The 13,094-nt window shown below is 63.3% G+C and carries 12 protein-coding genes; 8 read left to right on the top strand and 4 right to left on the bottom strand.

Annotation, left to right across the window (positions count from 1 at the left end; all coding sequences use genetic code 11):
* Positions 1 to 6 precede the first annotated feature (6 nt).
* Entirely contained in the window at positions 7 to 1,866 is a 1,860-nt protein-coding gene (locus ACVNHC_RS06090) for a sodium:solute symporter family protein (protein WP_457166725.1), read from the top strand.
* A gap of 101 nt (positions 1,867 to 1,967) precedes the next feature.
* A complete protein-coding gene (locus ACVNHC_RS06085; protein WP_050471784.1) occupies positions 1,968 to 2,378 on the top strand; it encodes a hypothetical protein in 411 nt (136 codons plus the stop codon).
* Positions 2,379 to 2,385: 7 nt separating this feature from the next.
* Here ACVNHC_RS06085 and ACVNHC_RS06080 read toward each other — a convergent pair whose 3' ends face one another.
* From ACVNHC_RS06080 to ACVNHC_RS06070, 3 genes are all read right to left on the bottom strand, one after another.
* Positions 2,386 to 3,384 carry an ABC transporter substrate-binding protein gene (locus ACVNHC_RS06080; protein WP_457166724.1) on the bottom strand — a complete coding sequence of 333 codons (999 nt, stop codon included), beginning with the start codon at positions 3,382 to 3,384 and terminating at the stop codon, positions 2,386 to 2,388.
* Positions 3,385 to 3,476: 92 nt separating this feature from the next.
* Positions 3,477 to 4,925 (bottom strand): sensor histidine kinase N-terminal domain-containing protein, encoded by a 1,449-nt coding sequence (locus ACVNHC_RS06075; protein ID WP_457166723.1) that lies wholly within the window; start codon positions 4,923 to 4,925, stop codon positions 3,477 to 3,479.
* A gap of 8 nt (positions 4,926 to 4,933) precedes the next feature.
* A complete protein-coding gene (locus ACVNHC_RS06070) occupies positions 4,934 to 5,605 on the bottom strand; it encodes a response regulator transcription factor (protein WP_457166722.1) in 672 nt (223 codons plus the stop codon).
* A 122-nt stretch (positions 5,606 to 5,727) separates the two neighbouring features.
* Between ACVNHC_RS06070 and ACVNHC_RS06065 the strand changes: the two genes are divergently transcribed.
* From ACVNHC_RS06065 to ACVNHC_RS06045, 5 genes are read left to right on the top strand one after another with little or no spacing between them, the layout of a single operon-like run.
* Entirely contained in the window at positions 5,728 to 6,693 is a 966-nt protein-coding gene (locus ACVNHC_RS06065) for a Bug family tripartite tricarboxylate transporter substrate binding protein (RefSeq protein WP_050471781.1), read from the top strand.
* Positions 6,693 to 7,133, top strand: a complete 441-nt coding sequence (locus ACVNHC_RS06060) for a tripartite tricarboxylate transporter TctB family protein (RefSeq protein ID WP_050471780.1) — start codon at positions 6,693 to 6,695, stop codon at positions 7,131 to 7,133. Before ACVNHC_RS06065 ends, ACVNHC_RS06060 begins: the two co-directional genes overlap by 1 nt.
* A gap of 12 nt (positions 7,134 to 7,145) precedes the next feature.
* Positions 7,146 to 8,687 carry a tripartite tricarboxylate transporter permease gene (locus tag ACVNHC_RS06055; RefSeq protein ID WP_050471779.1) on the top strand — a complete coding sequence of 514 codons (1,542 nt, stop codon included), beginning with the start codon at positions 7,146 to 7,148 and terminating at the stop codon, positions 8,685 to 8,687.
* Between the two features lie 3 nt (positions 8,688 to 8,690).
* Positions 8,691 to 10,043, top strand: coding sequence for an acyclic terpene utilization AtuA family protein (locus ACVNHC_RS06050; protein ID WP_122519901.1), 1,353 nt, complete (start codon positions 8,691 to 8,693; stop codon positions 10,041 to 10,043).
* Position 10,044: 1 nt separating this feature from the next.
* Positions 10,045 to 10,353, top strand: coding sequence for a DUF4387 family protein (locus ACVNHC_RS06045; protein WP_050471777.1), 309 nt, complete (start codon positions 10,045 to 10,047; stop codon positions 10,351 to 10,353).
* Positions 10,354 to 10,439: 86 nt separating this feature from the next.
* On the opposite strand, the gene metC is transcribed toward ACVNHC_RS06045, so the two are convergent.
* Complete coding sequence (gene metC / locus ACVNHC_RS06040) at positions 10,440 to 11,606, bottom strand: cystathionine beta-lyase (RefSeq protein WP_457166721.1); 1,167 nt, start codon at positions 11,604 to 11,606, stop codon at positions 10,440 to 10,442.
* Positions 11,607 to 11,917: 311 nt separating this feature from the next.
* Here metC and ACVNHC_RS06035 point away from each other — a divergent pair, with 311 nt between their 5' ends.
* Positions 11,918 to 12,916 (top strand): amino acid ABC transporter substrate-binding protein, encoded by a 999-nt coding sequence (locus ACVNHC_RS06035; RefSeq protein WP_457166917.1) that lies wholly within the window; start codon positions 11,918 to 11,920, stop codon positions 12,914 to 12,916.
* Positions 12,917 to 13,094: the final 178 nt, after the last annotated feature.

Genomic DNA, 13,094 nt, shown 5'->3' with positions numbered 1-13,094 from the left:
TGCACCATGGCATTGAGCATGAAAGGTGACTTCACCGACAACCTCGGCAAGATCTATTCGGTCTATGTCGGCGGCTTTGCGTTCTTCGTAGTCCTGATGGCCATTTTCGAGGCGCTGGGTGTTCCCGACCGCTTCATCATGTGGAGCTACATGGCGGCGACCATCGGCATCTATGCCTTCATCGGCATCATGTCGCGAACGGCGCAGGTCTCGGAATATTACGTCGCCGGGCGCTCCGTTCCGGCCATCTACAACGGCATGGCGACCGGCGCCGACTGGATGTCCGGCGCCAGCTTCGTCGGCATGGCCGGCACGCTCTTCGTGCTGGGCTATGACGGTCTTGCCTATGTTCTGGGCTGGACCGGCGGCTACGTGCTGGTGGCCGTGCTTCTGGCACCCTACCTGCGCAAGTTCGGCGCCTACACGGTTCCGGACTTCCTCGGCACCCGCTATGGCGGCAACGCGGCACGCCTCGTCGGCATCGTCGTGCTGTTCGCCTGCTCCTTCACCTACATCACCGCACAGGTCTATGCCTCCGGCATCATCGCCTCGCAGTTCCTGGGCATCGACTTCCAGTACGCGGTGTTTGCAGGCCTTGCCGGCATTCTCGTCTGCTCCATGCTGGGCGGCATGAAGGCTGTGACCTGGACGCAGGTGGCCCAGTACATCGTGCTGATCGTGGCCTATCTGCTTCCGGCCGTATGGATGTCGACGGTGCAATTCGGCATTCCGCTGCCGCAGCTCACCTATGGCGGCGCCTTGACCCAGATTGCCGAGTACGAGGCGATCCTTGGCGTTGCCAAGGCGCACGTGGCACCCTTCGTCAACCTGACGCCGCTCGACTACTTCAGCCTGATCTTCTGTCTGATGGTCGGCACGGCCTCTCTGCCGCACATCCTCATGCGCTTCTTCACGACGCCGACGGTGCGTGAAGCCCGCAAGTCGGTGGGCTGGTCGCTGTTCTTCATCTTCCTGCTGTACTTCACGGCACCGGCCTACGCTGCCTTCTCGAAGTTCAACCTGATGGGTCTCTTCGTCGGGGCAGGGGCGGAAGCACAGTATCAGCTGGCCTATTCCGCCATCCCGGCGTGGATGCTGGAATGGGGTTCGATCGCCGGCCACCAGCTGGTGACGATCTGCGGCGTGAAGGCTGAAACGATCGCAGCCATCCAGACGGCCTGCGAGGCCAAGGGCTTTGCCAACGGCTTCCCCTATGGCGAACTCCGGCTCAACAACGACATGATCGTGCTCTCGACCCCGTCGATTGCCGGCACGCCGGTGTGGGTTGTCGGTCTCGTCGGTGCCGGCGGCTTCGCTGCAGCCCTGTCGACCGCCGATGGCCTGCTGCTCGCCATCGCCAACGCCCTGTCCCACGACGTCTACTACAAGATGATCGATCCGAAGGCCGACGCAAAGCGCCGCCTGATGATCTCCAAGATCCTTCTTGTCGTCGTCGCTCTGGCTGCTGCCTTCCTGGCACGCACCAAGCCGTCGGACATCCTGTCCATGGTGGCCTGGGCCTTCTCCATCGCCGCTGCGGGTCTGTTTGCGCCGCTGGTGCTGGGCGTCTGGTGGAAGCGTGCGACCAATCTGGGCGGTATCATGGGCATGATCGCCGGCTTCAGTGTCACCATGTACTACCTGATCGGCAACGTGTACGGCTTTGACTTCGTCAAGGGCACGGGCGACGAGATCAGCTGGTTTGGCGTCAAGGCCATCTCGGCAGGTATCTTCGGCGTGCCGGTGGCCTTCGTCGTCACCTATGTGGTGTCGCTGGTCACGCCTGCCCCCAGCCAGGAGATGCAGGACTTCGTTGACCGCTTGCGTCTGCCGAAAGGCGGTACCATGATGGTCGCAGGGCACTGATCTGCCAAAAGAGAAGATGGCGCAGGGTCTTTGGACCCTGCGCTTTTTTTGTCTCTGCCGCTCGCCTTTGCGGCAGGACGCAGGAGAATCGGGAAGCACTCATGCAGCAGCAGGCAACCGCCCTTAACGGCGTCCTCTATCTGACCGGCACCTATCTTCTGGCGGTCGTCACCTTTCTGGCGGGCGGGGCGCCCGGCATCGTCGCCGTCTATCTCGGGGGCACCTACGCCCTGTCGGCGATCGCCGCATTCCTGTTTGCCAGGGGGCTTCTGGAGTTTGTGTTCGGCGAGCGCGAGATCACCTTCTTCGTGGTGCTGCGAAAGGTCACCAATCCGTTTCTGGCTCTGGTGGCCCCGATCACGCCGGGCTTTCTGATGCCCTTTGCCGCCGCGCTCTATGGGGCGTTTCTGTTCTTCTTCCTGAAAATCGTGCTGTTCGGCGATGCCTTCTTCGGCCTGCCGCCGCTCTTCATCCCGGTCTATCTGACGATTGCCTCGCTCTTCGGGGGCTGAGGCAGCCTCAGGGCTGTTCCATGGCCGCGTTCCATTCCTCCAGAAAGCGGGCGCGCGTCAGCTTGTCGAGCTGGGCCAGCAGGCCGGGATCCAGGCGGATGGGGCGCAGATGCGGACGCTCGGCATAGACGCCCGGATCAATCGGCGGCAGCCCGGTCCGCTCGGTCAGCAGGTTCTGGCCTTCGGGCGAGACGAGAAAGGCGAGGAAGTCCTGCGCGAGGCCCGGCTGGCGCGCGTTGGCAGGCACCAGCGCCGTGCGCAGCAGAGTGATGGTGAAATCCTGCAGCTCGATCACCTCGAATCCTTCGCGTTCCATCTTGTCACGCGGCAGGTAGCTGCCCAGCACATTGTAGGCCATGAGGATCTTTTTCGTCTGCACATCCGTGATCATCTCGCCCGAACAGCAATAGAGCTTTGCGTCGAGCCGGCCCATCACCTCGGCAAGGCGCCAGAAGGTGTCGCTCATGCGGGCGTCCTGAGCCGCGAACATATAGCCGACGCCCGCAACGGCCGGATCATAGGTGCCGATGCGCCCGCGGAAGCGCTCCGGATTGTCGCGCAGCAGGTTGATCAGGTCCCGCCGGGTGCCCGGCAGGGGCAGGCCGCCCGCCAGGGCTTCGTCAGCCAGGAGCACGACGGCCGGCTCCTGCGCCACGCCCACCAGCCGGTCCTGCCAGCGCGCCCAGGGCGGACGGGCGGCTATGATCTCCTCGTGCAGCGGCTGCGCGAGGCCATCATTTGCCAGCTTCATCTGCAGATCCATCGCGGAAGAGATGACCAGATCAAACCTCTCCTGTTCCGTCGCCACCGCATCGTAAAGCCCCTGGCTGGGCGAGACGATATAGTGGATCGCCACGGCGGGATGCTCACGGACATAGCCCTCGATCACCGGCTGGAACACCTCGATGTCCGTGCTTGAGACGATGCGGATTTCATTGGGCGCCGAGGCCGGTCCGAACCGGCGCTCCGCTTCGATGGTCATCGCCTGGGCCTGACTAAGCGGCATCAGAAAGATTGTTGCTACTGCAAGGAGTTGCAGTCCTGTTCTCATGAGGCGCTTGAGCTCATCGCGGGAAGCCGCAGCATCACGGGCAGGTATCATGATCTTTCCTCCTGCTGCGCCAGAAGCGGCAGCTGCAGCGTTGCCAGCGCGCCGCCTCCCTCGGCAGCCTCCAGGCTGAACTGGCCCTCCATGACAGCCGCCGCCTCGCTGACAATGGTCAGGCCGAGGCCCGAGCCTATCACGTCATCGACATTGGTGCCGCGCTGGAAACGGCCGGAGAGAGTGCCGCCGCTCTGGCCGTCAAGGCCCCGCCCGTGGTCGCGGCAGGTCAGTTCGGCCATCTCGTTCTTCCGTTGCAGCGTCAGGTGAATGTCCGTGTCCGGCGGAGAATACTTGATGGCATTATCGATGAGATTGCGGATGGCGGCCTCCAGCAGCACGGCGTCGCCAAAGGTGGTCAGTGGTTCTTCCGGGCAAGACAGCCGGATGTGAATATCCTTGAGATCCGCCGCCGTCCGGTACCGCTCGGCCAGTGCAGCGGTCACCCGGCCGAGGTCAATCTCGCTGAAACTCTGCTGGCCGGCGCGGTAGGCGACGGTCGCATGGTCCAGCAACTGGCCGGTCGAGCGGGAGCCCTCGTCAACGGCACGGATGAGGCCGCGCATGCGCTGGCGCATGGCTTCATCGGAAGCAAGGCGCAAGGCCAGTTCCGCTTCGCTGCGGATGGTGGCCAGCGGCGTGCGGATGTGATGGGCGGCCTCGGCAATGAAGGTTTCCGTCTGTGCCAGCGTGCCGCGCAGCCGCGTGATGAAGCTGTTGAGCGCAGAGATCAGCGGCACAAGCTCGGCCGGGGCAGGGTGGCGCACCGGACGCAGGTCGCGCGGGCCGCGCCGCTCCATGGCTGCGGCGAGCTTTTCGATGGGCCGCAGCAGGCGCGAGGCTGCCAGCAGCGACAGGGGAATGGCGGCGAGAAACACGGCAAGGCCAAGCGCGGCTGCCCGGTTGGCAAGCCGCGCGGCAATGGCATTCTGCGCTTCCCGTGTCTGCCCGACCATGACCAGCAGCCGGACCGGCCCCTCGTCAATCACCAGATTGCGGGCGACAGCCGCGATACGCAGTTCGGCATCGCGGTAGAGGGCGGTGTAAAAAACCGGCTCCAGCGAAGAGGGGGCCTTTGCGGGAGCAGGCAGATCCTCGTAGCCCGTCAGATCGCGCCCGCCGATCATGATCCGGTAGAAGATCCGTTCCTCGCCCATGGCCGAGAGGATGGAGAAAGTGCCGGAGGGCAGTTCCACCAGCGGGCCGCCATCGACGCTGCGCAGTTCCTCGGCAATGGCGATGGTCGCCGCGCCCAGAATGCCGTCAAGAGTTGCTTCCGAGGCCTGTTCGGAACTGATGCGCACGGCAAAGAAGAGGGCGATGGCGAGAATGGCGGAAAGACCCAGGAGCTGGGTGACCAGCCGGCGCCGCAGGGAAGGGGAGTAAGGGGCCGCGTTTTGCCCGCCTGCTCTGCCTTTGCGGGGCCGGTCCATAGGCCGGTTCATGGGCCGGTTCATGGGGTGGTCAGCCGGTAGCCCAGGCCGCGCAGGGTTTCGATGCGCAGGCTGCTGCCCTGCAGCTTCTTGCGCAGACGCCCCACATAGACCTCGATGGCATTGTCCGTGACCGGTTCGGAATAGGAGAACAGCCGGTCGCACAGATGGTCCTTTGACAGGATGCGCCCGGGCGCGGCCAGGAAAACCTCGAAAAGCCGCAGTTCGCGGCTGCGCAGTTCCCGGCTCTCGCCCGCAACGATCACCTGGCCGGCCATCGGATCGAACACCACATCGGCAAAGCGCTGCTGCGCATTGGGCGTGCCGCCGCGGCGGCGCAGAACCGCCCGGCACCGGGCTTCCAGTTCGGTGAAGTCGAAAGGCTTGGTGATGTAGTCATCGGCGCCCATGTCGAGCGTGCCCACGCGGTCGGAAACGGCGGACCGTGCCGTCATGACGATCACCGGTGTCGCATCGCCTTTCTGGCGCTGTGCTGCGAGAAACGCCCGGCCGTCTCCATCAGGCAGCATGATGTCGAGAAGGATGAGATCGTAATCGGCTGACGCCAGACAGGATCTCGCGGTTTCGAGATCCGGGGCGTGATCGACGGCATGGCCCTCCAGCGTCAGGCGCTCGCGAACAGAACGCGCAAGGTCACCATTGTCCTCGACAAGCAGGAACCGCAAGGCCATCCCCCCCAGAATTTATACCTGTGACAGGTTTGTGTCAGGTTTGGACGAAACTATGGCCGGGCGCAAGAGGTCCGGATCGGCCTTGCGGACTGATACCAATGCCCCAGGGAGGAGAACCAGGGATGAAAACTACGCTTAAGGCGCTTGCACTCAGCGTCATGATCGGTGCTGGCATGTCCACCGTTGCTGCTGCGACGGAATGCATTGCACCGGCAAACCCCGGCGGCGGCTGGGATTTCACCTGCCGTCAGGTCTCCCAGATCATGTATGAGATCGGCGTTGTGCCGAACCCCATCCAGGTCACCAACATGGCCGGTGCCGGTGGCGGTGTGGCCTACACCCATGTCGTGGGGCAGCGTGACACGGATGCTGACCTCCTCGTGGCCGCTTCCTCGGCAACGACCACCCGTCTTGCCCAGAACGCCTTTGCAGGCATGACGGCTGATCAGGTCCGCTGGCTCGGCACCCTTGGCGGCGATGCCGGTGTCATCGTCGTGGCAAAGGACAGCCCCTATCAGACCCTCAATGATCTGATCGAGGCCGTGAAGGCCAATCCCGCCAAGAACGCTTTCGCAGGCGGCTCGGCCGTGGGCGGCTTCGACCATCTCAAGGTGCTGATGATGATGGACCGTGCCGGCTTCACCGACGCACGCGCCATCAAGTACATCGGCGTGGATGGCGGCGCTGATGCCATCACCCAGACCGTGGGCGGCTTTACCGCTGCGATGACCGGCGACATCTCGGAGATCTCCGGCTTCATCAAGTCGGGCGATGTGCGTGCGCTGGCCGTCTTTGCCGAAGAGCGGGTCGAGGCGTTCCCGGACGTTCCGACGGCCAAGGAGCAGGGGCTTGATCTCGTGGCCATGAACTGGCGCGGCTTCTATGTCCCGAAGGGCATCTCCGACGAAGAGTTCAACGTCTGGGTCGATCGCCTGCAGAAGGTCGCCGAGTCCGAGCAGTGGAAGAAGGTCATGGCTGACAACGGCCTTGCTCCCTACGCCCTGATCGGCGGCGAGTTCGAAGGCTGGGTTGCCAACAACATCGCGGAAATCCAGGAGATTTCCCGTGAGATCGGGATCATCAAGTAATGAAGGGTGACCGGATCTTCGGTCTGGTCATGATCCTCGTGGCGCTGGGGTATCTCTCCAGCGCCACACAGATTGAGACCAGCTTCATCTCGGACCCGATCGGTCCGCGGATTTTTCCCTACATGATCGGCGGCGTGACCATTCTCGCCTCCCTCACGATGATGCTGCGTCCGGACCCGGACGTCGAGTGGCCCTATGGCCTGATGCTCGCGAAGCTGGGTTTCACGCTGCTTCTGCTGATTGGCTATGCAATGATGATCCGCCCGCTCGGTTTCATCATTCCGACCTTCATCGTTGCCGGCATCATCAGCTATCAGATCGAGCCCCGGCCTGTCCCGGCACTCCTGACCGGCGCAGGGCTTTCCATCGGCCTCTTTACACTCTTCAAGTTCGTGCTCGGTCTCGGCCTCGTGGCGTTTCCGCGCGGGTTGCTTGGGTGAGGGGACAACATCATGGATATCCTGTCTAATCTGGCGCTCGGATTCTCCGTGGCGCTGACGCCGACCACGCTGTTCCTGGCGATCGTCGGCTGCTTCCTCGGCACCATCATCGGTGCGCTGCCGGGCCTTGGCCCCTCAAACGGCGTTGCGCTGCTGATCCCGATTTCCTTCACGCTCGGCCTTGACGCCATGTCGGCGCTGGTGCTGCTGACCTCGGTCTATTACGGCTGCATGTATGGCGGGCGCATTTCGTCGATCCTGCTCAACATTCCCGGTGACGAGCCGGCGATGATGACCACGCTGGACGGCTACCCCATGGCCCGCAAGGGCCGGGCAGGGGATGCGCTGGTGATTTCGGCCGTGGCCTCCTTCGTGGGCGCTTTCCTTGCCACCGTTGGCCTGATGGTCATGTCGCCGCTGCTTGCACGCGTGGCTTTCCAGTTTGGTCCGGCGGAGTATTTCGCCCTCTATCTGCTGGCGTTCTGCACGCTCGGCGGTCTGGGGTCGAACAACCAGGCCAAGGCGGCCCTTGCCGCTGCCATGGGGCTGGGTATTGCCATGATCGGCCTGGACAAGACCACGGGCATGCCGCGCTTCACCTTTGGTGAACTGCATCTGATGGATGGCATCGATTTCCTCGTCGCCATCGTCGGGCTCTTTGCCGTCTCGGAAATCTTCTTCTTCATCGAGAGCCACGGCAAGAACAGCGCCATCGGCGTGAAGCTCGGCTCCACGCGGATTCCGTGGGCGGATATCTGGCTGACCCGCTGGACCATGCTGCGGTCGACTGTCATCGGCTTCGTTGCAGGCGTTCTGCCCGGGGCTGGTGCGTCTCTTGGCTCTTTCCTTGCCTATGCCGGCGAAAAGGCCATTGCCAAGGACAAGCACACCTTCGGCACCGGCAATCCGAAGGGCATCGCCGCACCTGAAGCGGGCAACAACGCCGCTGCCGGTGGTGCGCTGATTCCGATGCTGACCCTCGGCGTTCCGGGCTCCGGCACCACGGCGGTGCTGCTGGCCCTGCTGCTGACGCTCAACATCACGCCGGGGCCGCTGCTGTTCACGGATCGTCCGGAAATCGTCTGGGGCCTGATCGCCTCGCTCTTCATCGGCAACTTCGTGCTCCTGGTCCTCAACATCCCGATGGTGAAGATCTTCGTGCGGATTCTGTCGGTGCCGAGCTACATCCTGCTGCCCGGCGTGACGATGATTGCCTTCGTCGGCATCTTCTCGCTGACCGGCTCGTCCTTCGACATGCTGATGATGGTTGCCTTCGGTGCCCTGGGCTACATCCTGCGCAAGCTGGACATCCCGACCGTGCCGGTGATCCTGGGCATCCTGCTGGGCAACCAGATGGAAGACAACCTGCGCCGCGCCATGGTGCTGTCGGATGGGGACTGGACTTACCTGTTCTCTTCAGGCATTGCCATTGGCCTCTGGACTGCGGCCGTGCTGGGCTTCGTTGCCCCCATCTTCCTGCGCCGCTTCCTCAAGAAGCCGCTGCCGGACAGTGAAACGGCCGTTGCTGACGCAGCAGCGGCAGACAAGGACTAAGACATGACCACCCGCGTGCTGGTGCCTTCAGGCGTCCTCGGACTGGGGTTTGACCGGGAGGCGCTGGCTCGCGGCGTGCGTCTCCGCCCCGACATCATCTGCATTGATGGCGGGTCCACCGACAGTGGCCCCTTCTCACTCGGGGCGGGGGTCTCCAAATACTCCCGCGCCGCCACCAAGGCCGAATGGCGCGACCTGATGAAGGCCCGCGCCGAGGCGGGCGTTCCTCTCGTCATCGGCACGGCCGGCACCTGCGGTGCCGATGCAACCGTGGACTGGATGTATGAGATCACCTGCGAACTGGCGGCCGAACTTGGCCAGAGCCTCAAGATCGCACGGGTCTATTCCTCCCAGCCGAAAGAGCGCATCCTCAAGGCGCTGGCAGAGGGCCGCATCCGGCCGCTCACACCGGCGCCGGAGATTTCCGCAGACCTGATCGGATCGCTCTCCAACATCGTGGCGCTGGCCGGTGCCGAGCAGATCCAGGCCGCGCTTGAGACCGGTGCCGATATCGTCATCGCCGGACGCACCACCGACACGGCGACCATCTGCGCGTTGCCGCTTGCCCGCGGTGAACATCCGGGCGGGGCCTGGCATGGGGCAAAGATCGCCGAATGCGGCGCGCTCTGCTCCACCAATCCCACCTCCGGCGTGATCATGGTGGACTTCGACAAGGATGGTTTCACGGTCGAGCCGCTGGCGGACAATGCCGCCTGCACGCCCCATTCCGTTTCCGCCCATATGCTCTACGAGAATTCCGATCCCTATCAGCTCTATGAGCCGGGCGGCTATCTCGATGTGCGCGGTTCGCGCTACACGGCGCTGGATGAGCGGAGGGTGCGGGTCGAGGGTTCGCGCTGGGTCGAGGGGCAATATACGGTGAAGCTGGAGGGCGCCCGTGTGGCTGGCTACCAGACCACCATCATGGCCATTTTGCGCAATGACCGTTATGTGCGCGAGGCCCGCGCCTGGGTGGACCGTCTCACCGGTTTTCTCACCGGCGAAATCCGCTCCCGCATGGGGCTGGAGCTGGGCGCCTATGACCTGCAGTTCCGCCTCATCGGTGTGGACGGCGCGCTGGGGGCCATGGAAAACCGCAAGGGCGATCCGGTCGAGATCGGCGTTCTGGGTATCGTGACCGCTGAAACGCAGGCGATTGCCTCTGAAATCGGCAAGCTCATCAATCCCTTCGTGCTGCATTATCCGCTGACGGACAACGAGGAACTGCCGACGTTTGCGTTTCCCTATTCTCCGGCCCAGTCGGACCGCGGTGCACTCTACGAGTTTGCCCTCAACCACGTGCTGGAACTGGACGACCCCATGTCCGCCTTCCGCATTGATGTGACGGAGATTTGAGATGGCGCGTCTGGGTGATACTGTCCTGAAGGTCCGTTCGAAGAATGCCGGTCCCTTCTGGGTGACCGTCGACGTGTTCTGCGGCTCCGGCGAGGTGTTCAGGCGGGTTGTGCCGTCGTTGAAGACGGCGGATGTGGCGGCGCTGTTCCACACCGAACCGCAGCTGCTGAAGCGCTTCGATATCGAGGATCTGTCGGTCATCAAGTTCAGCTTCCCGCGCCCGGTGGTGCAGGGCAGCGCGAATGACCGCGACATGCACGGCGCGCAATGGGCGGTGCTGCTGGAAGAGGCGGATGTGAAGATCGCCTGAGCGGGGCTTCCTGCCGGCTGGTCCACCTCCATTTGCTGCAAGAAGGAGCGGTTGCCGCCAGATCGCGGCAGCCGCTCGCTTCTGAATCAGGCCTTCATCGCCGCCATGGCCTGCGCCAGGTCTGCAATCAGGTCACGCGTGTCTTCAAGGCCGATATGCAGGCGCACGCTCTGGCTGAGCGGCACCGGCGTTCCAGCCGTGCGCAGGCCTTTGAGCTTCACCGGGATGGCCAGGCTTTCAAAGCCGCCCCAGGAATAGCCAAGGCCGAACAGCTTCAGCGCATTGAGGAAAGCGACCGCCTGCTTCTCCGTGACGTCCGGCGTGAAATCAAAGGCAAAGAGCCCGCAGGCGCCCTTGAAATCGCGCTTCCACAGGGCGTGGCCGGGGTCCTGCGGCAGAGCGGGGTAGCGGATTGCCGCCACGCAGCTCTGCTCCGCCAGCCAGTTTGCCACGTCCAGCGCGTTGCGCATGTGCCGTTCAAGGCGAACCGACATGGTCCTGAGGCCGCGCAGGGCGAGATAGACATCATCCGGTCCCACATGCAGGCCAAGGTTGCCGTGCATGTTTAGGAGGCCCGGCCAGGCCCTTGCGCTTGCTGCCACCGTGCCGATCATCACGTCCGAGTGGCCGACGATGTATTTGGTTCCGGCCTGGATCGACAGGTCGACCCCATGGGCCAGCGGCTGGAAGAACACCGGCGTCGCCCAGGTGTTGTCCATCAGCACGAAAGCATCAATTTCGCGGACCGCAGCGGCAATGGCCGGCACGTCCTGCATCTCGAAGGTGAGTGAGCCGGGCGCTTCAAGAAAGACCGCCTTCGTATTGGCCTTGAACCGTTTCCTGATTCCCTCGCCGGCCCAGGGTTCGAAATACTCCACCTCGATGCCGTAGCGCGGCAGGATGGCGTCGCAGAAATGCCGCGTAGGACCATAGACCGTGTCTGCCACAAGGAAGTGGTCGCCAGCCTTCAGGCAGGAGAGGCAGGCAAGGGAAATCGCATTGAGGCCGGATGTGGCGAGCTTGGCGCCGGCTGCCCCCTCGATGGCGGCGATGGCCTCTTCCAGGGCCTCGGTCGTGGGTGTGCCGCGGCGGCCGTAGGAATATTTCTGCGCACCCGGTGCCATCGCCTCGACATTGGGAAAAAGGACGGTGGAGGCATGGACCACCGGCGGGTTCACGAATCCGTGAAAGTCATCCGGATGCCGGCCTGCGTGAACAAGCACGGTGTCCAGTTTCTGATCAATCTCTGCCATTTTGTTACTCGTGTTGACTTTCTATGCAGCGGGAGGTGGAAGAGGGGCGGGTATCACGATGAAATAATCGTTTTACCACTCTGCGGCCTCTTGACCCGTCGCGTCAAATGCCATCGAATGGCCACATTGGGGCTCGGGTAGCGGCGCTATTCCGACTTCGCGTTTTGCGTGAGGGAGGACTGGAGCCCGGCACGGCCGGGCAGGGGGTCCAGCAGCTGGAAAAAGCGCATGCGGAACATCCGGGTCCTGATGCAAAACACAGATGGGTAACAAAAAAAGGCTGCAAATCCATGAAAGCGAAATTCATTCCCATGATGCTCGGCGCGACCGTCGCTGCGGCTGCTGCGACCTCTGCGTCTGCAGCGACGCTTGACGACGTCAAGGCCAAGGGTTTTGTCCAGTGCGGTGTGAGCCAGGGTCTGCCGGGCTTCTCCAATCCGGATGCACAGGGCAACTGGAGCGGCCTCGACGTCGACATCTGCCGCGCCGTTGCAGCCGCCATTTTCGGCGATGCCGAGAAGGTCAAGTATTCCCCGCTGAGCGCCAAGGAGCGTTTCACCGCCCTGCAGTCCGGCGAAATCGACGTCCTGTCGCGCAACACCACCTGGACCTCTTCGCGCGACACCTCGCTCGGCCTGAACTTCACCGGCGTGACCTATTATGACGGTCAGGGCTTCCTGGTGCGCAAGTCGCTGGGCGTGACCTCCGCTCTGGAACTGTCCGGCGCTTCGGTCTGCACCCAGACCGGCACCACGACCGAGCTGAACATCGCCGACTACTTCCGCTCCAACAACATGCCGTATGAAGTCGTGGCCTTCGAAAAGGCCGACGAAGTGATCATGGCCTATGACGCCGGCCGCTGCGACGTGTTCAGCACCGACGCTTCCGGTCTCTACGCCGAGCGCCTGAAGCTTGCCAACCCGGCCGACCACGTCGTGCTGCCGGAAATCATCTCCAAGGAGCCGCTCGGCCCGGTGGTGCGTCATGGCGACGACCAGTGGTTCGATCTGGTGAAGTGGAGCCTCTACGCCATGATCAACGCGGAAGAGCTGGGCATCACCTCGGCCAACGTCGAAGAGATGAAGTCCTCCGACAATCCGGAAATCAAGCGCCTGCTCGGCGTTGAAGGTGACTACGGCCAGCAGCTGGGCGTTGGCAACGACTGGGCTGTCAGCATCGTCAAGGGCGTGGGCAACTACGGTGAAGCCTTCGACCGCAACGTCGGTCCGGACACCCCGCTGGGCATCGCCCGCGGCCTGAATGCCCTGTGGACGAAGGGCGGCCTGCAGTACGCCCCGCCGGTCCGCTAAGCCAGACTTTACGGGCTCCTTCGGGAGCCCCGGATCTGCGTCCCGGCCGGTGCAAGCTGGCCGGGATTTGCGTAATGACGGTGCTGGTAAAGACTGCAAAATGCAGCAACCGGCATCAGGGGAAAACTGCCGTATCTCTGTCGACGGGGTCTGGAGAACGGCAACGCATCACAGGTGC

It is taken from the genome of Pannonibacter sp. Q-1, from assembly GCF_054073275.1.
This window is presented reverse-complemented; position numbering and strand designations above follow the sequence as displayed.